The following is a 24,594-nucleotide window of genomic DNA, read 5'->3' on the forward strand; positions in this document are numbered from 1 at the left end:
ATAGTAAACGATATAAGGCATATAATGATACTGAGCCAAGCGCACAACACAAGTAAAAGTTACTAGGACAATTAAATTGATTTCAGACCAAGATAAACCAGAGAAATTTGAACGCCGCCAAGGTCCAGATCTACTGTGTAGAGGTTTTAGTTGGCTCGCAATATTGGGCTGGTTATTGTTTATTGCCGGCCTTGTGCTGGCGCACTATGCCAGTCCAGATCTCGAAACGGGTTTAGTACGTTATTGGGATATCAATATTCGCGCCGATTGGCAGCCGCAGCTTACGCAATATTTACGCTACCTATTATGGGCAGCGATATTGAGTAGTAGCTTAAGTTTATTATTAAACAAAATGCGCTTACGCCGCCGTGGTGATCATTTACACTTTAACATTATTATATTATTGCTCAGCAGTATTGGCTTATTGCTGTACTTATATTGGCAGGTGTAAGCATTAGCAAGTTTAAACACCAGTAATAACACGCATGGCGTGGGTTAGCTTGCTTAGCTCTGCTTCAGTAATAATAAACGGCGGCATGACATAAATAAGGTGATTAAACGGCCGGATCCACACACCTAGCTCGACAAACTGTTGCTGCAATACGGCTACGTCCACTTTATCGTGCATTTCAAGTACGCCAATAGCGCCTAGCACCCGCACATCTTTTACCTTTGGCGAATTACGACAAGCGGCTAGCTCACGTTTTAACTGAGCTTCAATGGCTGGCACCTGCCATTGCCAATCGCCATACTCAATAAGTTGTAAACTGGCATTTGCTACTGCGCAGGCGAGCGGGTTTGCCATAAAAGTTGGGCCATGCATTAAACCGCCGGCGGCGCTTTGGCTAATACCGCGTGCCACTTCATTGGTACACAAGGTGGCGGCCAACGAAATGTAACCGCCACTAAGGGCTTTACCAACACACATAATATCGGGCTGAATACCTGCATGCTCACAAGCAAATAGTTTACCGCTACGGCCAAAGCCGGTAGCAATTTCATCGGCAATTAATAGTATATGATAACGGTCACAGAGTTTACGCGCTTGGCGTAAATATTCAGGGTGGTAAAAACGCATACCACCATAACCTTGTACTATAGGTTCAACAATAAGCGCGGCTATATTGGTGTGACATTCAGCTAATAGTTGCTCTAAAGCGCTAATGTCATTAGCAATAAAATCGCCGTCAAAACGGCTTTCCGGTGCGGGTAAAAAATAGTGCTGCGCTAATAAGCCGGCAAACATATCGTGCATACCATCAACCGGATCGCATACTGCCATCGCGGCAAACGTATCGCCATGATAGCCCTTTCTTAGGCTTATCAGTTTGGTTTTGCTTGGTTGCTCACTGGCTAACCAATATTGCAAAGCCATTTTTATCGCAACTTCTACCGCAATAGAGCCACTATCGGCTAAAAAAACTTTGGTTAAATTGCCGGGCATCATCTTTAGTAAACGCTGGCATAGCTCAACCGCCGGCGGGTGGGTTATGCCGCCGAACATTACATGTGCCATTTTGCTAAGTTGTGTCGTTATGGCGTCATTTAATGTCGGATGGTTATAGCCATGCACAGCAGACCACCAAGACGCCGTGCCATCGATAAGCCTCTGGCCGTTTTCTAATATCAACTCACAGCCTTGTGCTGCAACTACTGGATATACCGGTAACGGCTTGAGCATAGAGGTATAAGGATGCCAAATATGCTCGCGATCAAACGCTATATTTATGCTCATTTAATAACCTGTAGTAAAGTTTGGCCTTTTGCTGGCATTGACAAGGCTGAGGTGGCGGTTAGACTAGCCGAAAATGTTTATAACCTCAATCTGAACAAGGATTATTATGCAGGCAGCAGTGCGCCACGATTGGACCTTGGCCCAAGTTAATGCATTATATGCGTTACCATTTAATGATTTATTATTTCAAGCGCAAACCATACATCGTCAGCATTTTACACCGAATGAAGTGCAAGTAAGCACCTTGTTATCCATTAAAACTGGCGCTTGTGCTGAAGACTGTAAATATTGTCCGCAAAGTGGTCATTATAATACCGGTTTAGAGCGTGAGCGTTTATTAGAAGTTGAAAAGGTGCTGACACAAGCAAAAGCGGCGAAAGATCAGGGTGCTACTCGTTTTTGTATGGGCGCCGCGTGGAGTAACCCAAAACAACGCGATATGCCCTACATTATTGAAATGGTGCAAGGCGTGAAAAATATGGACCTAGAAACCTGTATGACACTTGGCATGCTTGATAATGAACAAGCGAAAACGCTAGCGCAAGCGGGCTTAGACTATTACAACCATAACCTAGATACCTCACCTGAGTTTTACGGTGAAATTATTACTACTCGTACTTATCAAGACCGTTTAGATACACTAAGCCACGTGCGTGATGCCGGCATGAAAGTGTGTTGTGGTGGTATTTTAGGTATGGGTGAAACGGCCAATGATCGTTCCGCATTATTAATGCAATTAGCCAATTTGCCTGAACATCCAGAAAGTGTACCAATTAACATGCTGGTAAAGGTCGCGGGAACGCCATTAGAAAATGTTGAAGATTTAGACGCGTTTGAGTTTATTCGTAGCATTGCGGTGGCGCGTATTATGTTGCCGCAAAGCCATGTGCGTTTATCGGCTGGTCGCTCGCGGATGAATGAACAAATGCAAGCGCTGTGTTTTTTCGCTGGCGCTAATTCAATATTTTATGGCGACAAATTACTTACTACCGATAACCCTGAAGCTGACGCCGATATGTTGTTGTTTGCCAAGCTAGGTATTAAGCCAGAACAGCGCCATGATGTATCAGATGAAGCGCATACTTTGGCGTTAACCGAAGCGATAAAAGAGCAAGCTAACCCGCCATTGTTTCACGCAGCGGGCTAAATGCAACCAACGAAAATTGCCCAGCTGCAACAGGCGTTAACCGAACGTGCGCAGCAACATTTGCTACGCACGCCACAAACGCTACAGCAATATAGTGGCCGTTTGGTGCAAATAGCTGAGCGCAATTATTTAAATTTTTGTGGTAACGACTACTTAGGTTTAGCTAGCGCACCGCAGGTATTGCAAGCTTATGCGGACGGTGCATTAAAATACGGCGCGGGTAGCTCGGGCTCCCCTTTGGTTACCGGCCAGCATCAGATACATCAGCAACTCACTGAACAATTGTCTGATTGGCTAGGCGTAGAGCGCGCCTTGTTATTTTCCTCCGGCTTTGCTGCTAACCATGCCATGCTTACGACGTTAGCAGATAAACAAGACACGCTGCTGTTAGACAAGCTTAGCCATGCCTCGTTAATTGATGGTGCGCTGCACAGCAATGCTAGCTTTAAACGTTTTTCCCACAATGACACTGCCGCATTGGCGCAGCTATTGGCAAAGCATAATGCAGCAATGGTGGTGACCGAAGGTGTGTTTAGCATGGACGGCGACAGCCCTGATTTAACAAGCATGCTGGCGCTGTGCAATAAGCATAGCGCTATGTTGTTGTTAGACGATGCGCACGGTATTGGTGTGCTTGGACCACAAGGCGAGGGTTCGGCGGCGGCGCAGGGCGTTAGTAATAATCAGCTACTTTGCACTATGGCCAACTTTGGTAAAGCTCTTGGCGTAGCGGGGGCCTTTGTTGCTGGTAGTAAAACGGTAATTGATTACCTAGAACAGTTTGCTCGGCACTATGTTTACAGCACCGCGTTATCGCCAGCCTTATGTGCGGCAGTACTTAAAAGTATCGGTTTGTGCCGTGTTGAGCATTGGCGCCGCGACAAACTGCAAAGCAATATTGCGCTATTTCGCCAGTTAGCTGACGATTTACCTTTGCTGCCATCACAAACTGCAATTCAAGTTGTGGTGCTTGGCAGTAGCGAGCGCGCTTTGGCCGTTAGCCAACAGTTAAAAACGGCTGGCATTTGGCTTAGTGCTATTCGCCCACCTACAGTAGCTAAAGGCAGTGCTCGTTTACGCATTACGCTTAGTACACAACATACTGAGCAAGATATACAGCTGTTAGTGCAGCAATTAAGGCAATGGTTATGACAGTGGCTATGCAGCCAATATCCGAGCGTTTTATATCACAGGTTGCTAATAGTTTTAGCAAAGCCAGTGAGCAGTATATTACGGCAGCACGTTTACAGCAGCAGGTTGCACTTGATGCTTTAACGTTGCTACCAGCCGATCGACGCGGGCAGTTACTTGATATTGGCTGCGGCCCAGGCTGGATCCATCCCCGTTTTAGTGCCTATAGCACCGGCTTCTCTGCGGTCGATTTAAGCCAAGGTATGTTACAAAAGGCAGCGCAGCAGCAATTAGCCACACGTTATATTCAGGCTAATGCAGCATCACTGCCGTTACAAAACCAAAGTATTGATAAAGTGTTCTCCAGTTTAATGCTGCAGTGGTGCCCAGATCCCTCGGCAGTCCTGGCTGAGATTAGCCGAGTGCTAGTACCAGGTGGGCGTGCCGTTATTACCACGTTGATTGATGGCACATTAACCGAGCTAAAGCAGGCTTTTGCTAGCATTGACAACCAGCAACATGTTAACTCGTTTTTAGTACAACAGCAGCTTTGTGCTGCGGCCGCACAGGTGCCTAATGTGAGCTGGCAATTTACACAGCATAGCTATCAGTTGTATTACCCTGATGTAATAAGTTTAGCTAAAGAGCTAAAAACCTTAGGTGCGAACCAGGTAGCTAAACGTCATGCTGGCGGCCTTACTGGGAAAAATTACTGGCAACGGTTAGCGACAGCCTATAACCAAAACTGCACTGCATTAGGTTTACCTGCAACCTACCAAGTGTTGATTATTAGCGGGGTTAAACATGGCTATGAGTAGGCGCCTAAATACGTCTATTTGCATGGCTAGCAGTTTTATTACTGCTACCGACACTGATGCTGGCAAAACGTATATCAGCACTATGTTACTGCACGGTTTTAAGCTGCTTAAACTAACTGCTGTAGGCGTAAAACCAATAGCGGCGGGTGTTGACGCCGATGGATACAATAGTGACGCGTTACTGATGCAACAGCATTCCGGTATCGCGTTACCCTATTCGCAGGTTAACCCTATTTGTTATGCACCTCCAGTAGCACCACATTTAGCGGCTATTAATACCCTGCAGCCGATAGACGAAGCGGTGCTAAATAGCGCGTTACACCGCTGGCAACAGCTACCAATACAACAGTTAATTATTGAAGGTGCGGGTGGTTGGTTATTACCTATAAGCGAGCAACGCTATTTAGCGGACTGGGTCGTTGAGCAGCAATTGTCGGTAATATTAGTGGTTGGAGTAAAGCTCGGCTGTTTAAACCACGCCATGCTAACGGTGCGTGAAATTGAACGCAGCGGCGCAAAGCTAATAGGTTGGATCGCAAACTGTATTGATACAGAAATGGCACTGCTTGAGCAAAATATTGCTGATTTACGCCAACGTATTACCGCACCCTGTTTTGCGGTAATACCCTATGCTGCTAATACCGCAGCATATCAGCAGCTAGCGTTACAACTCGCTAGCCAATTACAGCTAGCGCAACAGCGCTGATAAATCAGCTTGTGCTATTAACGGCGTTTTCTTACCACCTTGAAATAAAAAACCACCGGCGTCGCCCAATAAAGTTAAATTATCCGCAGTGCACTTAAGTGCGCTACCTTCAGGCAGTGCAATAATAGGCGTGGTTGGCTGCAACTGCATAAACTCAGCTAAGCGCATATCTCGGGTTTCACCGTGAAAATCAGCTAGCGTTACATTGCTATAATGCGGGTTTAATTGCAGCGGTAATAAACCTAACGCATTAAATGAGGCAGGTTGCACAATCGGCATATCATTGGTGGTTTGAATGGTTGCACCGACAATGTTACTGCCAGCACTCCAGCCAATATAAGGGATGCTTTCGGTTACGCGTTGCTTGATGCTATCTAAGATATCTAATTGATATAACTTATAAAGTAGGTGAAATGTATTGCCGCCGCCGACACAAATAGCTTGGGCATTTTGCAGCGCTAATTTGGGCTTGGTAGACTGGTGTAAACTACTAACCTTTATCGCTAGCGGCTGTAACGCTTGCTGTACCTTGGCTAAATAAGCATCGTAACTAATGCTCACACCAGCATAAGGAATAAATAGTAGTTCGGTAATACCCTTTAATGTTTGCTCAATTAATGGCATATAGGGTACAAGATAGTCGCTACCATTGGCGCGCGAGCTACTTAACAACAGTAATTGCATGATAACATCCTTTTAAACTACACAACCTTATCCTTTTAGTTTGTCCGATTGTAGCGAATTATCCTACGCCAGACACCTTTTCTTACAAATTATCGTGTTGCTTGCAATTGAATTAGCAAGATATGCCCATATAGTTCGAAGCAGTATGCCATTTGAGGTAAAGCAGTATGAAAAGAGTTTTTTTATTTTTACTTACCAACTTAGCGGTAATTTTAGTGCTAAGCATTGTGCTAAATGTTGTATTTAGCTTTTTAGGCATCGATCGCAGCGGCATTGGTGGTTTGTTAGTGTTTGCCGCCATCTTTGGTTTTGGTGGTTCGTTTATTTCGTTGGCTATTTCAAAATGGATGGCCAAGCGCTCTACCGGCGCTGTAGTTATTCAGCAACCACGAAATGCTACCGAGCAATGGTTAATGAATACGGTGGCACGCCAAGCTAAAGCAGCCGGTATTGGTATGCCAGAAGTAGCCGTTTACGACTCGCCAGAGATGAACGCCTTTGCCACAGGTATGAACCGTAACGACGCCTTAGTGGCCGTAAGTACGGGCTTATTGCGCAATATGCGTGAAGATGAAGTAGAGGCCGTGTTGGCGCATGAGGTATCGCATATCGCTAATGGTGATATGGTTACGCTAACCTTGATCCAAGGTGTGGTAAATACCTTTGTTATTTTTCTGGCCCGTTTAATTGCCGGTATGTTGAACAATAGTGGTAATGATAATAATCGTGGCGGTGGCATGGCATATTTTATTACCGTAATGGTACTGGAAATGGCCTTTGGTGTGCTGGCTAGCATTATTGTGATGTGGTTCTCTCGCCAACGCGAATACCGTGCTGATGCCGGTGCGGCCAAACTAGAAGGTAACCCAAATAAAATGATTGCGGCATTAGAGCGGTTGAAAAACAACCATGAAAGCCGTTTAGAAGGCAGTATGATGGCATTTGGTATTGCTAGCGGCGCGGCGAAGTCTGAATTGTTTTTAAGCCATCCACCACTGGAAAAGCGTATTGCTGCGCTACGTAATCAAAGATAAAAAGCAAGCTTATAACGCCACTAACTCAAAGGTTAGCGGCGTTATATCAACACATTATTCTGGAACTTATTCTTGAACTTTGCGGACAAATTCTGATTTTAAGCTCATCTGACCAAAACCATCAATTTTACAGTCAATATCGTGATCGCCGTCAACTAGGCGAATATTCTTCACTTTAGTGCCAATTTTTACTACTGACGATGAACCCTTAACTTTTAAGTCTTTAATTACGGTTACCGTATCGCCATCTTGTAGCACATTGCCAGCAGAGTCACGTATTTGTGTGGCATCATCACTAGTATCCGCGTTAGCAGACCATTCGTTGCCGCATTCCGGACACATTAGTAACGCGCCATCCTCATAGGTATAGCTCGACTGACATTTAGGACAGGCAGGTAATGTACTCATTATAAGGCTCCTTACAAAAGGCGGGAGTATAGCTTAAACGCGTGCCACTTTGGTGACTATTAATCTGGCGAATAGTCGTAATAGCCGCACAACACTGGCATCGATAGTGGTTTTTGATATTGTAAACCGCAAACGCTAGCTATGGAGTCACTATGATTACGCCGCCAACTATTCACGCATTTTTACCACCTAAACGCATTCTTATGGGGCCGGGGCCATCTGATGTGCACCCGCAAGTATTAGCAGCACAAGCTCGGCCAACAGTGGGGCATTTAGATCCGCTGTTTATTGGCATGATGGATGAGTTAAAACAGCTACTGCAATACGCGTTTCAAACTAAAAATGAAATGACGCTTGCGGTATCAGCACCAGGCAGCGCGGGTATGGAAACCTGTTTTGTTAACTTGCTGCAACCGGGCGATACGGTAATTGTGTGTCGTAACGGGGTATTTGGCGAGCGCATGCGACAAAACGTAGAGCGCTGTGGCGCGATAGCCATTACGGTTGATAATGCTTGGGGTGAGCCAGTAAACCCACAAGCCGTTGAAGCCGCACTAAAAGCGCATCCTGAAGCTAACTTTGTGGCCTTTGTGCATGCTGAAACCTCAACCGGTGCGTTATCTGATGCGAAAACACTGTGCGCGCTGGCACGGCAATACCAGTGTTTATCTATTGTTGATGCCGTTACGTCATTAGGCGGTGTTGAGCTTAGGGTGGATGAGTGGGGTATTGATGCAATTTATTCTGGTAGCCAAAAATGCTTGTCTTGTGTTCCGGGTTTATCACCCGTGTCGTTTTCGCCAGCAGCAGTAGCGCGAATTCAAGCGCGAACCCTGCCAGTACAAAGTTGGTTTTTAGATCAAACCTTGGTAATGAGCTATTGGAGCGGTGGCGCTAAGCGTAGTTATCATCATACCGCGCCGGTAAATGCGCTGTACGCACTGCATGAGTCATTACGTTTATTAGCAGCAGAAGGCTTAGAGCAAGCTTGGCAGCGCCATAACGACATGCATCAGTTGTTAAAACTCGGCTTAGAAAGCTTAGGTTTAAAGTTTGTCGTAGCCGAGCACTGCCGATTACCGCAATTAAACGCGGTATATATTCCTGCTGGCGTTGATGATGCAGCAGTACGTAAACAGTTATTAGAGCAATACAATTTAGAAATCGGTGCCGGTTTAGGTGATTTAGCCGGTAAAGCGTGGCGTATTGGCTTAATGGGTTATGCCGCAAGACGAGAAAACGTGGCGCTGTGCCTAAAAGCACTAGAAAACGTATTAGCTTAATCAGACCTCTTAATCAGGCATCTACGACACACAATATTGTTAATTGGCCGTTTTTGTTTGGCTGTGTTTGTTGCTTCTGGTAAGTTGAAAGCGAAAACAATAAACAATAATGAGGCCAAAATGAAATTGCGTTATTCAATGCTAAGCACAGCCTTGCTTAGCATTCTTGCGTTACCATTGCATGCTGTTCAGGGATACTACCGCTCACCAACTTTACAACAAGACAACGTGGTTTTTACTGCCGAAGGCGATCTCTGGCTTGCTAATGCGCAAGGCGAGCCGGCGCGCCGCCTTACCTCGCATTTAGCTGAAGAAACCCAGCCACTGTTATCCGCCGATGGTAAAACCCTTGCCTTTGTTGCTAACTACGACGGTAGTAGTGAAATTTATACCATGCCGATAAGTGGCGGCGTGGCCAAGCGTATTACCTTTGAAAATAGCCGAGTTAATATTCAGCAGTGGCTAGCAGATGGCCGTATTTTATATGCTACTGACAGCGCTGCCGGCCCTGCTAATTATTGGTTATTAAAGCTGGTTAACCCCAATAATATGCAAACCGAAACGATACCGCTGGCAGATGTGTCGGGTGGCAGCATTGATGAAAAAAATGGTGTGCTTTATTTTAGCCGTTTTGGCTTACAGCTTACCGGAGATAATGCCAAGGTTTACCGTGGCGGTGCTATGGGCGAGTTGTGGCGCTGGACATTAGGCAGTAAAAACGAAGCCACGCGGCTAAGCAAAGATCATCAAGGTAGCATTAGCCAGCCGGTGTATCAACAAGGTCGGGTGTATTTTGTTAGTGATGCTAACGGCAATAGCAATATCTGGTCGGCGGCTACTGATGGCTCAGATGTCAAAGTACATAGTGCACATACCGATTGGCGTGTTGGTCGTTTAAGCGTATCTAATGGTAAAGCGCTGTATCAGTTAGGTGCCGATTTACGCCTACTTGATTTATCAAGCGGTAATGGCCAAACACTAGCACCAAACTTGTCGTCTGATTTAGTGCAGCAGCGCGAACGTGTAATAGAAAACCCGTTACAGTTTTTTAACTCGGCGTATTTTCAAGCTCAGCAAGCCGATAGTGACAAAGCGGTAATTACCGCACGTGGTCAAATTGCGGTTAGTAGCATTGGCCAGCAGCGTTTAGTGCATATTAGTACCCCAGAAAATAGTCGTTCTCGCGAAGCTGTGTTATCAAAAGATGGTAAATGGGTCTATGCCATTAATGATCAAAGCGGTGAGCAAGAAATTTGGCAATTTGCCGCGGATGGTTCAAGCGAGGCAAAGCAGTTAACGAAAGACGGTAAAACCTATCGCTGGCAACTGAATTTATCACCTGATGGTGAGTATTTAGCACATGATGATAAAAACGGTGACTTATGGTTGCTTGAATTAAAAACTGGCCGGAATAGTAAAATTTATACGGGGGCTACCGGCTTATCTGAATACGAAGATATTACCTGGTCAGCCGATAGTAATTTGCTCGCTTTCACCTTCAATGGTGCCTACAGCGAACGGCCACAAGTTGTGGTTTATAACCGTATTGATCAACAAAGCGCGCTAGTGACGTCTGAAAAATACCCATCTTACTCACCCGCATTCAGCCCTGATGGGCTTTGGCTATATTTTGCCTCTGATCGACATTACAACGCAACACCTGGTCATCCGTGGGGCGATCGCAATATGGGGGCACTATTTAACCAACGGACACAAATTTTTGCGGTGAGTTTAAAGCAGCAGGCCTGTTTTGCTTTTCGTCCACAGCAAGAGCTGGATAACTGTGACAATGACGCAGCCACCGCCAGCCGTAGTGCTAAAAAAGCCAGTTTAGTTGATTGGGATAGTTTATCTACCCGTTTATGGCAAGTTCCGGTTAATCCGGGTAACTACGGTAAATTAGCTGTAAATGATAAACGGCTGTATTTGTTAGAACGAAATAGTGGCAAGCCGGCGTTAAAACACATTGAGCTAACGCGCAGCGACGCTAAGGTAGAAACTGTTGCCAGCGATATTGCCGATTATCAATTGTCTGCTGATGGTAAAAAGCTATTTTTGCGCAAAACGGGCAATAATGCCGCCGGTGCAATGTTTATCATTGATGCCGCCGCGAAGACGCCAACAGAAATGGCTAAGTTCAAGCTTAATATCGACAGCTGGAAACTCAGTATTAACCCAAGTGCTGAATGGCAGCAAATGTTTACTGATGCTTGGCGAATGCACCGCGACTTTTTGTTTGATAAAGGTATGCGCGGTTTAGATTGGGCGGCAACGAAACAAAAATACCAACCGTTATTAGCACGAGTAACCGATCGCTTTGAGCTAGATGATATTTTAGCGCAAATGATGGGTGAACTTAACGCGCTGCACTCTCAAGTGCGCGGCGGTGAATACCGTAATGACGCCCTAGCCAGCAATGGTAGTAGTTTAGGTGCCGAGTTTGATGTAACAAAAGCCGGTATTGTTATTCGGCATATTTATCGCACCGACGCTGAATTACCAGAGCAGGCCGCTCCACTGGCCAAGCCGGGGGTAAATGTTAAAGCGGGTGACACGCTAACGGCGGTAAATGGTCAGGCGGTAACTAACCTTGCTGAGTTAACTCAGGCATTAAATAACCAAGCTGGTAAGCAAGTGTTGCTAACCTTACAGCGCGCTAAGCAGCAAATTAAAACCGTAGTTACGCCGGTTAGTAATGGCAGAGATAGCACCTTACGTTACCAAGATTGGGTTACTGCCAATCAGCAAACGGTAGCTAAAGCCAGTGCGAACCAATTTGGTTATTTACATTTGTACGCTATGGGCGCTAATGATGTGGCCAGCTTTGCCCGTGAGTTTTACGCTCAGTATAACAAGCAAGGGCTGATTATTGACGTGCGCCGAAACCGTGGCGGTAACATTGATAGCTTGATTATTGAAAAACTGCTGCGTAGAACTTGGGCGTTTTGGCAACCAACCCAAGGTAATGCCTACGCTAATATGCAACAAACGTTTCGTGGTCAGTTAGTGGTACTGGCCGATCAGCTAACGTATTCTGATGGTGAAACCTTTTCTGCTGGTGTAAAAGCTTTAGGTTTAGGACCATTAATTGGTAAGCGCACAGCGGGCGCTGGCGTGTGGTTATCGGGCCGTAACCGTTTGGCTGATAATGGTATGGCTCGGGTTGCCGAAACAGCACAGTTTGCTATGGATGGTCGTTGGATCATTGAAGGCTACGGTGTGGCGCCAGATCAAGAGGTAGATAACTTACCTTATGCCCAGTTTAACGGTCACGATGCGCAGCTAGAACAAGCGATAGCGTATTTACAAACAACGCTGCAGCAGCAACCCGTTGCACCGTTAAAAGCACAGCCATTAACTGCGCCAATAGCGGAGGATGTTAAGCCGTAATAATTTCCAAGCTAGTAATAAAAATAAAGCCCAGTTAAATGCTGGGCTTTTGTTATTTGCTTGTTGGCTTTTACGCTAATGCCAGTTATGTTGAGTAAAACAACCAGAGTAGGAAGTGATATATGCCAATACCTGAAATAATTAATGCAGAAATTCGCGTGCTAACCTTATTTAATCTTGATAGTGCAATGGAAGGAATTAAAGTTCACCAATCCGCAGATGCAGACACACTCGCTGCTATAAAGCGGTTATATGATAAAGGGTTAGTTACTCAGGCTGATGGTGGTTACCTAACTGATTTAGGTATTCATTGTGCTGAACATTTACATACTGCGTTACGCATTCTTAATACAACCACGCCGCAAAGCGCGTAATTCTTTACTGTGGCGTTTAAGAAGTTGCTGCAACCGTTTAAGCGCCTCAGCCTCATTTTTAAATACGGCTTGCTCGTAAGTTTTAGCTAATAACAACAGCCAATGTTGATGCACTGGCTGTTGTAAGGCGAGTTGTTGTATAAATGCTGATAGCGTTTGCTCTGGTGCTTTCGCCTGCAGCAATTTGCCAAGTTTATGCTGTACTAACACTGCAGCCTCTGGCGCTAGGTTAGTAGGCCGGCGTTGCCAGAAAAATAAACCGAAAAGCAGCAGTGTTATGCCAACTAATATCGCAAGCACGCTTAAAATAGTCGTAAAATATTGGCGCAAATTACGCCATAATGTTTGCTGACTGTTATCGTTAAACCCTAGCACCCACACCGACCAGTAATAATCTAGATGCATCAGCTGCAGGCGTATGCTTTGCAGTAGCTCAAACTGCGCCCAACCAGAGAACAGTAATTGACGCTGCTCAGCGGTTAATGCCGACTCCAAGCTATTAAGAATGCGCTCTGGGGCAACGGCTGCGGTAGGGTCAAATAGCTGCCATTGTTCATTATCTAAGTACTCAACCCAAGCGTGAGCTTCGCGCTGACGTACGGCTAAATAACCTTGTTGAGGATGCCAGTCACCGCCTTGATACCCACCAACTACACGCGCTGGTATACCTGCAGCGCGCAATATTAATGCGGCGGCTGAGGCGTAGTGACTACAAAACCCAGTGCGACTATCAAACATAAAGCTGTCAACGCTGTTATTGCCAAGTGGCGGTGGTGTTAAACTATAAAAATAGTGTTGCTGATTAAAGTGTGTGGCAATAGCTTGTACCAATTGTGGTGGCGAAGGGTATTGCTCAGCTAATTGTTTAGCAAATACCTGCGTTTTTGCATTGCCAACGCCTAGCTGTAAGTTAATGTCGGTTTCAGTATTACCCGACCACGTTACTGGAGCATTAATGCTAGTTACTTGGTAACTGGTACGCTGACTTACCGGTTTGTTACTTTTAATTAAGCCGGCAGAGGCGATATAAACTTCATTGCTAACTGTTGTAGGTAGCATTAGCGCAAATAAGTTGTGCTGCTGGCTGGCTTCAGCAATAACGCGATATTGTAAGCCTATGCCGCTGGCGTTTTGTGGCAACGCTTTATTAAGCTGGCTGCGATGTTGCCGTAGCGGGTTTACTTGCCAGCTACGGCCATTAAAGTCTTCATATAAATAAGCGCGCCAGTATAGCTGCGTTCTTGTGGGTAATTCGCCGTTAAACTCAACCCGAAAGGCTAAACTGTCGTCTTTTACTAACTGCTCGATACTGCCAGGATCTAAGGTATCGCTTAACCCTGTGCTGGCCACTTTGGCATTAGGTATTTGCCAAAATGGCGGTAAGCGCGGAAACAAGGTAAACATTGCTAGCCAAAGCGGTAACACAATTAATATGCTGCGGCTGGTTTGCCGCCAAGAAATATGTAAGCGCGGCGGCGCAAATAGGCGAAAGTGACTATAAAGATTTAGCGTAAATACCGTAAAGATCAGTAACGCAGTAAACATATCTTGATGAATAACAAAGCAGCTGGCAATCAGAAAATAATGTACCCAAACCAGCTGACGCGCATCTGCACTGTGTTTAAGCGCAAGTAGCCGACAAGAGGCTGCTAATAGCAAGATTTGCAGCATAAAATGCAGTACGCCGGCTTGGCGTATATTTACAATTAAAGCCAGTGCGATAGCCGCTGCTAATAGGTTAACTAGCTTAAGGCTAAGTGTCGCTTTGCCTTGCCACGTCGCGGTTATTTTGTACAGCATTAATAGGATAAACAGCGCAGTGATCCATAGCGCAAACGCCTGTTGTAATAGCAAGACAATACTTAGCTGTATGCCAGCCCAGAGCATTAATAACCTTGGTGCGACTAACATAGTGCTAATGCCTGCAAACAACGTTGTAAATGCAGCGGGCCAACGGCTTGCGCCAAGGTTAAATTAGGCAACTTTAAACCGTAACGCGTACCGCTTTTCTCTAAAGCTAATAATTGCTGGCAGGCTTGACGCAACGCACGTTCTAACGCATCGCCAGTCAATTTTGGCACCACAACCCAGCTCGGTTCGGCTTTAGGCGCTATTAATTGCTGACGCACTACTGGGTTTGCCGGATCGCGCGCCAGGCGCTTCCACACAATATGACGAATGCTATCGCCAGCCTGATAAGCCGCTAAGCTATCTCCGCTGGGTTGTATACATTGCGTGGCATCATTATCTGCAGCTGATGAGTTTGCCGCAACGTGATCTGCAGGTGCAGGGTATACCCAGTAAATTTGCTCAATAGCAATATAGCTCCACACACGCCATAAACCAAACGGATATTGACTGCTTATTTTTACTCGAGGTAGCTGATATTTTCCGCGTTGAGTTACGGCTAAATTAAAACTGACATTATGCTTAAGCTCGGGTTGTTCAATTAATTCGTTATGTTGCACCAAATTAAACTGCAACATTTTATGTTGTTTTTGTGACGATAAACTTAGCTGGGTTTTAACGTATTCACCGGCAAAGCTTTCAGCTGGCTTCTGTGCTTGTATGGTGAGGCCACTTATATTTTGATAGCTCAGTGCAATGCTGAATAAAAACAGGCTAAGCAGCAAATAACTTAATAACAAGATAAGGTTATTTTGATAGTTGGTGCCAAGTAAATACAACAACACAATTAATAGCAAAAACCACCAACCATAGCGGGTGGGTAAAATAAATATTAACTTTTGCGTTAAGCTAACTTGGCTGGCAGCAGGTTGACGTTTATTTAAATACCGCGTCAGTAATCGCCAATACAGCGGATATAGCCGCTGTTTCAGATTAAACATGGCGTAGTGTGCAATAACATTTGGCTTAACTGGCTGTTTTGCGCTGATGAGGCCGGATCAAGCCTATGTTCCGCGACAAAAGGAAACACCTGTTTCACATCATCCGCGCTGACATAGTCTCGGTTATCTATTAGTGCAAAAGCCTTGGCTGCACGCAGTAGCGCTTTTGATGCCCGCGGTGAAAGTGGCAACATATCATTGCGCTGGCGGCTAGCATCTACTAGCGATAATAAATAATCGAGCAGGGCATCTGAAGCATGCACTTTGGGCACCTGTTGTTGAATAAGCTGTAGTTGGTCGAAACTAAGCTGCTCTGTTAATAGCTCTAAACGCGAATTACTGGTGTCACGCTGCAGCAGCTGACGCTCTGCTTGGCGATCAGGAAAACCTAAAGATAAACGAAACATAAAGCGATCAAGCTGTGATTCAGGTAACGCTGAAGTGCCAGCATGAAAAATGGGGTTTTGCGTTGCTATCACAAAAAAGGGTTTGGGCAGGGCGCGGGTTTCTCCGTCAATAGACACCTGTTTTTCTTCCATCGCTTCAAGTAAGGCACTTTGTGTTTTTGGGCTGGCACGGTTTATTTCATCGGCTAACAGTACTTGGCTAAATACCGGGCCGGCTTGAAAACGAAATTGCTGTGAACGGCTATCATATATATTCATACCAACCAGATCGCCGGGCAATAAATCGTTGGTAAACTGCACCCGACGATAACTTAAACCTAAACTGTTAGCCAGAGCATGCGCCAACGTGGTTTTACCCATGCCGGGTAAGTCCTCAAGCAACAAATGGCCTTCTGCTAATAGGCAGCATAAGGCTAAGCGTATTTGGCTGGCTTTACCCAAAATAACATTATTCAGGCTGCGTTCTACATTTACTAACTGCGTTAACATCCTAACTCCTTACAGCAGACGAGCAACAGCGCTATTTAATTACATTACACCAACGTAATAGCTCTACTCGGTTTCGGGCCTGCGTTTTGCGAAATACCGAGGCTAGATGCGCTTTAACCGTGTGAGCGCTAATAGCCAAATTTTCAGCAATTTCTTTATTGCGCGCACCTTCTGCAACGAGTTGAATAATACGTTTTTCTTGCTTGGTTAGTAAGTTGTTATCTGGTAGGCAAAGCGGCGCCTTTTTTTCTAGCCGTTTTTGCTGCAGCAATTCATCTAATAGCTCAGACATTACGGTACGAGCATAATAGAGTTCACCCTGCATCATGGTTTTTAATGCCGTTAATATTCGGTTCGGTTGCTCGTCGCGGTATATAATACCCCTAAGGCCGGCAAAAACGGCTTGTTGTGCGTTAACTAACAGCCGTTCAGTTTGAAATAAGCATACCGATGTTTTTTGCAATAAATACTCAAGCTCGGGCGACAAACCATGTTTATTCCAATCAATTGTAGAATACGGATAAGCCACTAAGGTGCGAGCTTTTATAGTGCCAGAATACAAGATATCTAGTTTGGTTTTTTGCTCTACATCAATGCCTGCCGACCTTGCTAATAACGTAAGACTATGCTGCGCATCTTGCTCTGTAAGTACGATAAGTTTCATGAACTTATCCATCCATAATACTCCTGCCGACTAGCTATATCTTTGCTGCTTATACTGTACTGTGCTTTGTTTTAATGCAACCGTTTAACCTCTGCTTTAAAGCGTGCTAGCATTGTCAACTGTGTATAGTTGGGGGGTTTATGATTAACAAGGTGTTGTTTGTTTAGGTAATATTTGTCGCTCGCCGACAGCACATGCTGTTATGCGACAAAAAGCGGCAATGCGTGCCAAGTATCTTGAAATTGAATCTGCAGGTACTAGTGCATCACATCGTGGCGCTAAGCCCGATCCGCGCAGTATTCGCGAAGCGGAGCAGGCTGGCTATCAGTTTGATGGTATTAGTTCAAGGCCAGTTAAAGACACCGATTTTGCTTACTACGATTTAATTTTAGCCATGGACAATAGCAATCTGCGTGATTTAAAAGCACGTTGTCCTGCACAGCATCAGCATAAATTGCAATTATTTTTGCACTATCATCCGCAATTTCAAGACATTCAAGAAGTTCCCGATCCGTATTATGGCGGTAGTCGAGGCTTTGCCTTGGTACTCGAATTAATAGAGCAAGGCTGTGACGGTTTGTTAGAACATCTAAAACGGCCATAACCGCACCCTAAGCAAAGCTGATTGAGTGAAAAACAAACAGTTAACAAGGTGCCGCTAAAAATCTGCTTAGTTATACTAAATTCGTCATTGAATTCACGTCCAGAAGTCTATAACTTGCTGGGGAGTTAATTAACTATAGGACAACCATTGTGACCACCTGGACGCCTCAAAGCTGGCGCAGCTTTCCTATCCAGCAGCAACCAAGCTATCAGGATAAGGAATTGCTTCAACGTATTGAACAGCAACTGCATAAATACCCACCACTGGTTTTTGCGCAAGAAACACGAGCGCTGTTTAGCCAGCTCGGTCAGGTTGCTGAAGGTCAGGGCTTTTTACTGCAAGGTGGTGACTGTGCTGAAAGTTTTAATGACTTTAATGCACCAAAAATTCGCGATACCTTTAAAGTTCTACTGCAAATGGCAGTGGTGCTCACCTTTGCTGGCGGTTTGCCCGTGGTTAAACTGGCGCGTATGGCTGGGCAATACGCCAAGCCACGCTCAAGTGATCTTGAAGTCATTGATGGTGTGTCACTACCAAGTTATCGTGGTGACATAGTTAATAGTTTTGAATTTACTGACAGTGCACGTCAGCCTGATCCAAACCGTTTAACTACTGCTTATCATCACTCTGCGGCCACGCTTAACCTGTTAAGAGCCTTTGCTCAGGGTGGTTTAGCCGACTTACATCAGGTCAGTAAGTGGAATATGGGCTTTGTTGAGTCCAACCCATTAAAAGAACGTTATCAAGACGTTGCTCAGCGCATACAAGATGCACTACGTTTTATGGAAATTTGCGGTATTACTGGACAAAACTCGCCGTCTATTCGTGAAACGCAACTATTTACCTCGCACGAAGCCTTGTTACTTAATTACGAAGAAGCGCTAACACGCTGTGATTCATTAACCGGCGATTGGTATGACTGTTCTGCACATATGGTGTGGATTGGTGAGCGTACTCGCCAGCTTGATCATGCGCATATTGAATTTTTCCGGGGTATTCATAACCCAGTCGGCGTGAAAATTGGCCCAAGCATGCAGCCAGACGAGCTAATTCGTTTAATTGATGCCTTAAACCCGAACAACATCGCAGGGCGTTTAACCTTAATTACCCGTATGGGTGCAGACAAGCTAGCGGAAAAACTACCTGCGTTAGTACGAAAAGTACAACAAGAGGGCCGCAAAGTAGTTTGGAGCTCAGACCCTATGCATGGCAATACGGTTAAAGCCAGTAACGATTATAAAACCCGTGATTTTGAAGCCATATTGCGTGAAATTCGTAACTTTTTTGCTGTGCATAAAGCGGAAGGTAGCCATGCAGGTGGAATTCACTTAGAAATGACGGGTGAAAATGTGACGGAGTGTACTGGCGGCGCCTATGGTTTAAGTGAACATGATTTAGGCCAACGCTACTTTACGCAATGCGATCCGCGATTAAATGCTGATCAGGTACTGGAATTAGCCTTCTTAATTGCCGATACTTTACGCACAGCGCGCAAATAACCCTGCGCTCAAAGGAGCGTAAGTGCAAGTACAGCAACTAAACAAAGATAACGCAGGTCAACTCGGTATGGCTGGCCAGCGTTACTGCGTAGGTATTATTGGTGCCGGCAGTGTTGGTTGTTATTTAGGCGCATATCTTTGCCAAGACGTTGCACTTGATGTTAAGTTTTTTGGCCGAGAGACCACCGCGCTAGAGTTAGCGGCGTATGGATTAACGGCCAGTTCGTATAACGCACCCAGCCAATTTGCGCAGCCGGTAGCGTTTTATAGCTTACTTAATAGCTTAATTGAATGTGATGTTGTGCTATTAACCGTAAAAACCACGGCATTAATTCCGATGCTAGCAGAGCTAAAACGCTTTTTACGCCCAGAAGTACCTATTGTTGCACTGCAAAATGGCATAGGTATTGGTGAAATGCTCAATCAAGACTTAGCCAACCCAATACTAAGAGCCATCGTATCTTTTAATGTAGTGAAAAATGGACGAGGTCAGTTTCATCGTGCTACATCAGGTAGTATCGTCTGGCAAAGTAATACGCATAACGTCGTTAATTACCTTATTAACGTATTTAATCGCTTAAATTTACCCGTAGAATCTTGTACTGATATTACAGCAGCTGAATACGGAAAATTATTACTTAATTTAAATAATGCCCTTAACGCTATTAGTGGTTTACCCCTAAAGCAGCAATTGCTTGATAAAAACTATCGCTTATTACTGTCGCGCGCCATGCAGGAATGGTTAGCAATCTGTGATAAAGCCCAAATTACGCCAATACCTTATACACGTTTAGCGAATAACTTGATACCTTGGTTATTACGCTTGCCAACGCCGCTGTTTCGTATTCTTGCGAAAAGTATGTTAACGCTAGATCCGCAAGCGCGCTCATCAATGTGGGATGATTTACAGGCAAAAAAACGTACTGAAATTATGTTTTTAAACGGCTCGGTAGTTAGATTGGGCATTGACCATAAGCAAGCAACGCCAGTAAATTCACTACTGGTCGACTATATAAAACGCTTGGAAAGTGGCGAGCCACTGCAGCTGAACGCAATTGAGATATTACGCCAGCTACAGCAAAGTGAGTAACCTCTGTTAAATACCTAGGGCTTGTTGATCTTTCGTGATGGATTATTAGACAGCATGATGGGCTGGTATAATTACTTTCGCCAAAAACTAACCATGACAACCCATCATGCCAAGAACAATGTTAACAGACGAGTACTGGTCAAAGCTAATCAGATTGATGCTTAAAACGGGCCGCGTATATGACAAGCCGGAACACAGAAATACTTTCGAAGGCATTTTGTATCGGATGCGGGTCGGTTGCCCTTGGCGCGATGTGCCAGAAGCTTTTGGAGATTGGAGCGCCATCTACCGGCGTTTTAACCTGTGGTCTAAGAAAGGCATTCTAATGCAGCTATTCGCAGAGTTAAGGCAATTGGCTGATTTAGAGTGGGAATTTATAGACGGCAGCATCGTCAAAGCGCATCAGCATGCGACAGGTGCTCGCTCAGAAGATAAAGAAGCGATTGGGAAAAGTCGTGGTGGTAACACGACGAAAATCCATATGGCAGTGGATAGTTGCGGCTTGCCAATAGATTTTATTGTGACAGGCGGTGAGGTTCATGACAGTAAAGCAGCCATAGAATTACTAAAACAACTGCCTGATGCCGAACACGTTATCGCTGACCGGGGCTATGATAGCGAGAAGATACGAGAGCAGATCCGAGAAAAAAAGGGCGTCCCTAACATACCGCGCAAGCGTAATTCGAAGATTGGTAATGGCGATATTGACTGGTGTCTGTACAAATATCGCCATCTGGTTGAGAACGTGTTTGCCAGGCTAAAACATTACCGCTCAGTAGCAACAAGGTATGATAAATTAGCCCGGAATTATGCAAGTACACTGGCCTTGGCTTGCTGCCTTATATGGCTGCCAATGTGGGTTGGCTAAATTATAAACAGCAAAGATCAACAGGCCCTAGTATTTACGCCGTTTTAAGCCGGTTTTCGCAATAATTTTTGCTGAAATTTCTTCAATAGATAAATGGGTTGAATTTAAAAATGGAATGTGTTCCTGCTGATATAAGCGCTCTACTTCGTTAAGTTCAAGTTGGCATTGTCGCAACGATGCGTAACGGCTATTTGCTCGGCGTTGTTCTCGAATATGGTGTAGTCGTTCTGGGGTAATGGTTAAACCAAATAACTTGTTTTTGTTACGTTTTAAAACCTCAGGCAGACGCAGTTGCTCCATATCTTCTTCAACAAAGGGGTAATTCGCAGCTTTAATACCATATTGCAGTGCTAAATATAAACTGGTTGGTGTTTTACCAGAGCGACTTACGCCAATAAGAATAATATCAGCTTGATCATAGTTTTTAAGGTTTGAACCATCATCATTTGCTAGCGCATAGTTTACTGCGTCAATACGAAAGTCATAGGTTTGTTCATGAATACTATGTGTACGGTGAGTTTTGGGTACAGGGTCAACGCCTAATTCACGCTGTACGGGTTCAATAAAACTATGCAGAAAATCGTAACAGACACCATTACTATGGTTAATTATTTGCCGTAAATTGTCGTCAACAAAGGTTTGAAAAATAAGCGGGCGCTCTCCTGTAGTTTTATAACGATCGTTAATGCGTTGCTTTACTTGTTCTGCCATCTCTGCTGTTTCGACAAAAGGAATGGTTACATGCTCAAATTTAGTAGGAAAAAGAGTAAGTAAGGCTTGGCCAAATACTTCTGCGGTAATAGCCGTGCCATCTGAAATATAAAAGGCTGTGCGCACGAGTGCTCCGTTTTGTTGTTATTAAATTACATTGAAAATTAAGGTTTTAATTCTCATGAGTGCCAGTGTAAAATCGGTATTACTGTAGTGCTAACTGTAAGCTTACACGCCACACGACAAAAAATGGAGATTAACTGTGCAAGAATTTGTGATTTGGTATGAAAATCTTGGAATGCATGATGTAAACCGCGTGGGCGGAAAAAACGCATCTTTAGGCGAAATGATCAGTAATTTGGCCAATGCAGGAGTACAAGTACCGGGCGGCTTTGCTACTAGCGCTTATGCTTTCAACCAATTTCTTGAGCAAAGCGGCGTTAACGAGCGTATTTACCAGCTGCTAGATGGCTTAGATGTTGACGATATTCCAGCACTAAGCAAAGCGGGCGCACAAATTCGGCAATGGGTTATTGATACTCCATTTCAGCCGGAATTAGAGCACGCTATTCGCGAAGCCTATCAGAAATTACACCCTGATGCGGCGCACGATGTGTCGTTTGCGGTGCGTTCATCAGCAACTGCCGAAGACATGCCAGATGCCTCTTTTGCTGGTCAGCAAGAAACGTTCTTAAACGTACGTGGTTATGATGCGGTTATTATCGCGATTAAACACGTATTTGCCTCATTGTTTAACGACCGTGCTATTTCTTATCGTGTGCATCAAGGTTACGACCACCGTGGCGTTGCGCTGTCTGCTGGCGTACAAAAAATGGTGCGTTCAGATTTATCCTCATCTGGCGTAATGTTTAGTATTGATACCGAATCAGGTTTTGAAGATGTGGTGTTTATTACCTCATCTTATGGTTTAGGTGAAATGGTGGTGCAGGGCGCAGTTAACCCTGACGAATTTTATGTACATAAGCCAACCTTAGCGGCCGGTCGCCCAGCTATTGTAAAACGTAATTTAGGCAGCAAAAAAATAGAAATGATTTACTCTGGCGAGCAAGGCCATGGTAAACAAGTAAAAATTGTTGATATTGAAGACACGCGTAGCCGTCAGTTTTCATTAACTGACGCCGAAGTTGAAGAGCTAGCTAAACAAGCGGTAACTATTGCCAAGCACTATGGCCGTGCCATGGACATTGAATGGGCAAAAGATGGTAACGACGGCAAGCTTTATATTGTACAAGCGCGGCCAGAAACAGTACGCAGCCGTGAAGACAGCAACACCATGGAGCGTTTTCAGCTAGAAGGCACAGCAGCAATTTTAGTTGAAGGCCGTGCTATTGGTCAGCGTATTGGTAGTGGTACCGCTAAAGTGCTTAAAGGCATTGAGCAAATGGACCAAATTCAACCGGGCGATGTGTTAGTTACCGATATGACTGATCCTGACTGGGAACCGATAATGAAGCGCGCGTCGGCCATTGTTACTAATCGTGGCGGCCGTACTTGTCATGCGGCAATTATTGCCCGTGAATTAGGTATTCCGGCGATTGTTGGTTGTGGTGATGCGACCAGTAAAATTAAAACTGGCCAGCAAATTACGGTGTCTTGTGCGGAAGGTGATACCGGTTTTGTTTACGATGCCAAACTAGATTATAAAATTGTTAGCAGCCGCATTGATCAAATGCCTAAGCTAGATTTAAAAATAATGATGAACGTGGGTAACCCAGAGCGGGCATTCTCGTTTGCTAAGTTGCCACATGCCGGTATAGGTTTAGCGCGTTTAGAATTTATTATTAACCGCATGATTGGCGTGCACCCTAAAGCGCTTTTAAACTTCGACGCGCAAACACCTGAGCTTAAGGCCACTATTAACGAGATGATAGCCGGCTACGCCAGCCCAGTAGAATTTTACATTGCTAAGCTAACGGAAGGCATTGCCACGCTGGCCTGTGCCTTTGCGCCAGAAAAAGTTATTGTGCGGATGTCAGATTTTAAATCGAACGAATACGCTAACTTAGTGGGCGGCCGTCAGTATGAGCCGCATGAAGAAAACCCAATGATTGGCTTTCGTGGTGCTGCACGGTATATTTCACAAGATTTCCGTGATTGTTTTGCACTTGAAGTTGAAGCGTTAAAACGGGTACGTAACGTTATGGGCTTTACCAACATTGAGGTGATGATCCCATTCGTGCGTACCTTAGAAGAGGCCAGCGCAGTAATTGATCTATTAGCTGAACATGGTTTAAAACGCGGCGATAACGGCCTGCGTGTGATTATGATGTGTGAATTACCGTCAAACGCGTTATTAGCCGAAGAGTTTTTAGAGTATTTCGATGGTTTCTCTATCGGCTCTAACGACTTAACTCAGCTAACACTGGGTTTAGACCGTGACAGCGGCCTAATTGCGCACTTGTTTGATGAACGTAATCCAGCCATTTATAAATTATTAGAAATGGCCATTAAAACCTGTAAAGCCAAAGGTAAATATATCGGTATTTGTGGCCAAGGCCCTTCAGATCACGAAGACTTTGCCGCCTGGTTAATGCAACAGGGCATAGATAGCGTATCGTTAAACCCCGATACCGTATTAGAAACTTGGCTGTATTTGGCTGAAAAATACGGTAAGTAATGAATATTACTCAGCGTTAAAAGAAAGCCAGAGCCTATGCTCTGGCTTTTTTGTTTTTACCAATC

At 44.8% G+C, this 24,594-nt stretch carries 21 protein-coding genes and 1 pseudogene; 14 read left to right on the forward strand and 8 right to left on the reverse strand.

What is annotated here, in order from left to right; genetic code table 11:
• Nucleotides 1-76 precede the first annotated feature (76 nt).
• Nucleotides 77-451: a hypothetical protein gene (locus E0Z06_RS07410; protein WP_132583326.1), complete on the forward strand. Its 375-nt coding sequence runs from the start codon at nt 77-79 to the stop codon at nt 449-451.
• Between the two features lie 12 nt (nt 452-463).
• On the opposite strand, the gene bioA is transcribed toward E0Z06_RS07410, so the two are convergent.
• Nucleotides 464-1,735 (reverse strand): adenosylmethionine--8-amino-7-oxononanoate transaminase, encoded by a 1,272-nt coding sequence (bioA, locus tag E0Z06_RS07415; RefSeq protein ID WP_132583328.1) that lies wholly within the window; start codon nt 1,733-1,735, stop codon nt 464-466.
• A 106-nt stretch (nt 1,736-1,841) separates the two neighbouring features.
• Here bioA and bioB point away from each other — a divergent pair, with 106 nt between their 5' ends.
• From bioB to bioD, 4 genes are read left to right on the forward strand one after another with little or no spacing between them, the layout of a single operon-like run.
• Nucleotides 1,842-2,882, forward strand: a complete 1,041-nt coding sequence (gene bioB, locus E0Z06_RS07420) for a biotin synthase BioB (RefSeq protein WP_132583330.1) — start codon at nt 1,842-1,844, stop codon at nt 2,880-2,882.
• Nucleotides 2,883-4,034: an 8-amino-7-oxononanoate synthase gene (gene bioF, locus E0Z06_RS07425; protein WP_132583332.1), complete on the forward strand. Its 1,152-nt coding sequence runs from the start codon at nt 2,883-2,885 to the stop codon at nt 4,032-4,034.
• Nucleotides 4,031-4,831, forward strand: a complete 801-nt coding sequence (locus E0Z06_RS07430; RefSeq protein ID WP_207903160.1) for a methyltransferase domain-containing protein — start codon at nt 4,031-4,033, stop codon at nt 4,829-4,831. Before bioF ends, E0Z06_RS07430 begins: the two co-directional genes overlap by 4 nt.
• Nucleotides 4,818-5,537, forward strand: a complete 720-nt coding sequence (bioD, locus tag E0Z06_RS07435) for a dethiobiotin synthase (protein WP_243695583.1) — start codon at nt 4,818-4,820, stop codon at nt 5,535-5,537. Before E0Z06_RS07430 ends, bioD begins: the two co-directional genes overlap by 14 nt.
• On the opposite strand, the gene pepE is transcribed toward bioD, so the two are convergent.
• Entirely contained in the window at nt 5,520-6,221 is a 702-nt protein-coding gene (gene pepE / locus E0Z06_RS07440; RefSeq protein WP_132583334.1) for a dipeptidase PepE, read from the reverse strand. The two genes, bioD and pepE, sit on opposite strands and share 18 nt — an antisense overlap.
• 167 nt (nt 6,222-6,388) lie before the next feature.
• Here pepE and htpX point away from each other — a divergent pair, with 167 nt between their 5' ends.
• Nucleotides 6,389-7,255, forward strand: coding sequence for a protease HtpX (htpX, locus tag E0Z06_RS07445; protein ID WP_132583336.1), 867 nt, complete (start codon nt 6,389-6,391; stop codon nt 7,253-7,255).
• A 66-nt stretch (nt 7,256-7,321) separates the two neighbouring features.
• Here htpX and E0Z06_RS07450 read toward each other — a convergent pair whose 3' ends face one another.
• On the reverse strand, nt 7,322-7,663 hold the full coding sequence (locus E0Z06_RS07450) for a zinc ribbon domain-containing protein YjdM (protein WP_132583338.1): 342 nt from the start codon (nt 7,661-7,663) through the stop codon (nt 7,322-7,324).
• Between the two features lie 152 nt (nt 7,664-7,815).
• Between E0Z06_RS07450 and E0Z06_RS07455 the strand changes: the two genes are divergently transcribed.
• From E0Z06_RS07455 to E0Z06_RS07465, 3 genes are all read left to right on the forward strand, one after another.
• Nucleotides 7,816-8,946: an alanine--glyoxylate aminotransferase family protein gene (locus tag E0Z06_RS07455; RefSeq protein ID WP_132583340.1), complete on the forward strand. Its 1,131-nt coding sequence runs from the start codon at nt 7,816-7,818 to the stop codon at nt 8,944-8,946.
• A gap of 120 nt (nt 8,947-9,066) precedes the next feature.
• Nucleotides 9,067-12,336, forward strand: a complete 3,270-nt coding sequence (locus tag E0Z06_RS07460) for a S41 family peptidase (RefSeq protein WP_132583342.1) — start codon at nt 9,067-9,069, stop codon at nt 12,334-12,336.
• A 122-nt stretch (nt 12,337-12,458) separates the two neighbouring features.
• On the forward strand, nt 12,459-12,710 hold the full coding sequence (locus E0Z06_RS07465) for a TIGR02647 family protein (protein ID WP_132583344.1): 252 nt from the start codon (nt 12,459-12,461) through the stop codon (nt 12,708-12,710).
• Here E0Z06_RS07465 and E0Z06_RS07470 read toward each other — a convergent pair.
• Genes E0Z06_RS07470 through E0Z06_RS07485 form a run of 4 tightly spaced genes read right to left on the reverse strand, consistent with a single transcriptional unit; the run spans nt 12,672 to nt 17,119 of the window.
• Complete coding sequence (locus E0Z06_RS07470; RefSeq protein WP_132583346.1) at nt 12,672-14,621, reverse strand: transglutaminaseTgpA domain-containing protein; 1,950 nt, start codon at nt 14,619-14,621, stop codon at nt 12,672-12,674. The genes E0Z06_RS07465 and E0Z06_RS07470 overlap by 39 nt on opposite strands.
• Complete coding sequence (locus E0Z06_RS07475) at nt 14,615-15,559, reverse strand: DUF58 domain-containing protein (protein WP_132583348.1); 945 nt, start codon at nt 15,557-15,559, stop codon at nt 14,615-14,617. The genes E0Z06_RS07470 and E0Z06_RS07475 overlap by 7 nt, the downstream gene beginning before the upstream one ends.
• Complete coding sequence (locus E0Z06_RS07480; protein WP_132583350.1) at nt 15,547-16,455, reverse strand: MoxR family ATPase; 909 nt, start codon at nt 16,453-16,455, stop codon at nt 15,547-15,549. The genes E0Z06_RS07475 and E0Z06_RS07480 overlap by 13 nt, the downstream gene beginning before the upstream one ends.
• A 31-nt stretch (nt 16,456-16,486) precedes the next feature.
• Nucleotides 16,487-17,119, reverse strand: coding sequence for a response regulator transcription factor (locus E0Z06_RS07485; RefSeq protein WP_243695584.1), 633 nt, complete (start codon nt 17,117-17,119; stop codon nt 16,487-16,489).
• Nucleotides 17,120-17,285: 166 nt separating this feature from the next.
• On the opposite strand from E0Z06_RS07485, the pseudogene E0Z06_RS07490 reads away from it, so the two are divergent.
• From E0Z06_RS07490 to E0Z06_RS07505, 4 genes and pseudogenes are all read left to right on the forward strand, one after another.
• Nucleotides 17,286-17,723: pseudogene (locus tag E0Z06_RS07490) on the forward strand (low molecular weight protein-tyrosine-phosphatase); the annotation flags it as partial.
• Between the two features lie 146 nt (nt 17,724-17,869).
• Complete coding sequence (locus E0Z06_RS07495; protein ID WP_207903187.1) at nt 17,870-19,222, forward strand: 3-deoxy-7-phosphoheptulonate synthase class II; 1,353 nt, start codon at nt 17,870-17,872, stop codon at nt 19,220-19,222.
• Between the two features lie 22 nt (nt 19,223-19,244).
• On the forward strand, nt 19,245-20,312 hold the full coding sequence (locus E0Z06_RS07500; RefSeq protein WP_132583358.1) for a 2-dehydropantoate 2-reductase: 1,068 nt from the start codon (nt 19,245-19,247) through the stop codon (nt 20,310-20,312).
• Between the two features lie 106 nt (nt 20,313-20,418).
• Entirely contained in the window at nt 20,419-21,180 is a 762-nt protein-coding gene (locus E0Z06_RS07505) for an IS5-like element ISSpu10 family transposase (RefSeq protein ID WP_011789342.1), read from the forward strand.
• A 27-nt stretch (nt 21,181-21,207) separates the two neighbouring features.
• Here the strand turns inward: E0Z06_RS07505 and E0Z06_RS07510 are convergent, their stop codons facing one another.
• Nucleotides 21,208-22,017, reverse strand: coding sequence for a pyruvate, water dikinase regulatory protein (locus tag E0Z06_RS07510; RefSeq protein WP_132583360.1), 810 nt, complete (start codon nt 22,015-22,017; stop codon nt 21,208-21,210).
• A 136-nt stretch (nt 22,018-22,153) separates the two neighbouring features.
• Between E0Z06_RS07510 and ppsA the strand changes: the two genes are divergently transcribed.
• Entirely contained in the window at nt 22,154-24,529 is a 2,376-nt protein-coding gene (gene ppsA, locus E0Z06_RS07515) for a phosphoenolpyruvate synthase (protein WP_132583362.1), read from the forward strand.
• Nucleotides 24,530-24,594: the final 65 nt, after the last annotated feature.

The sequence above is a fragment of the Rheinheimera sp. D18 genome (assembly GCF_004345025.1).
Classification (GTDB): Bacteria; Pseudomonadota; Gammaproteobacteria; order Enterobacterales; family Alteromonadaceae; genus Alishewanella; species Alishewanella metallidurans.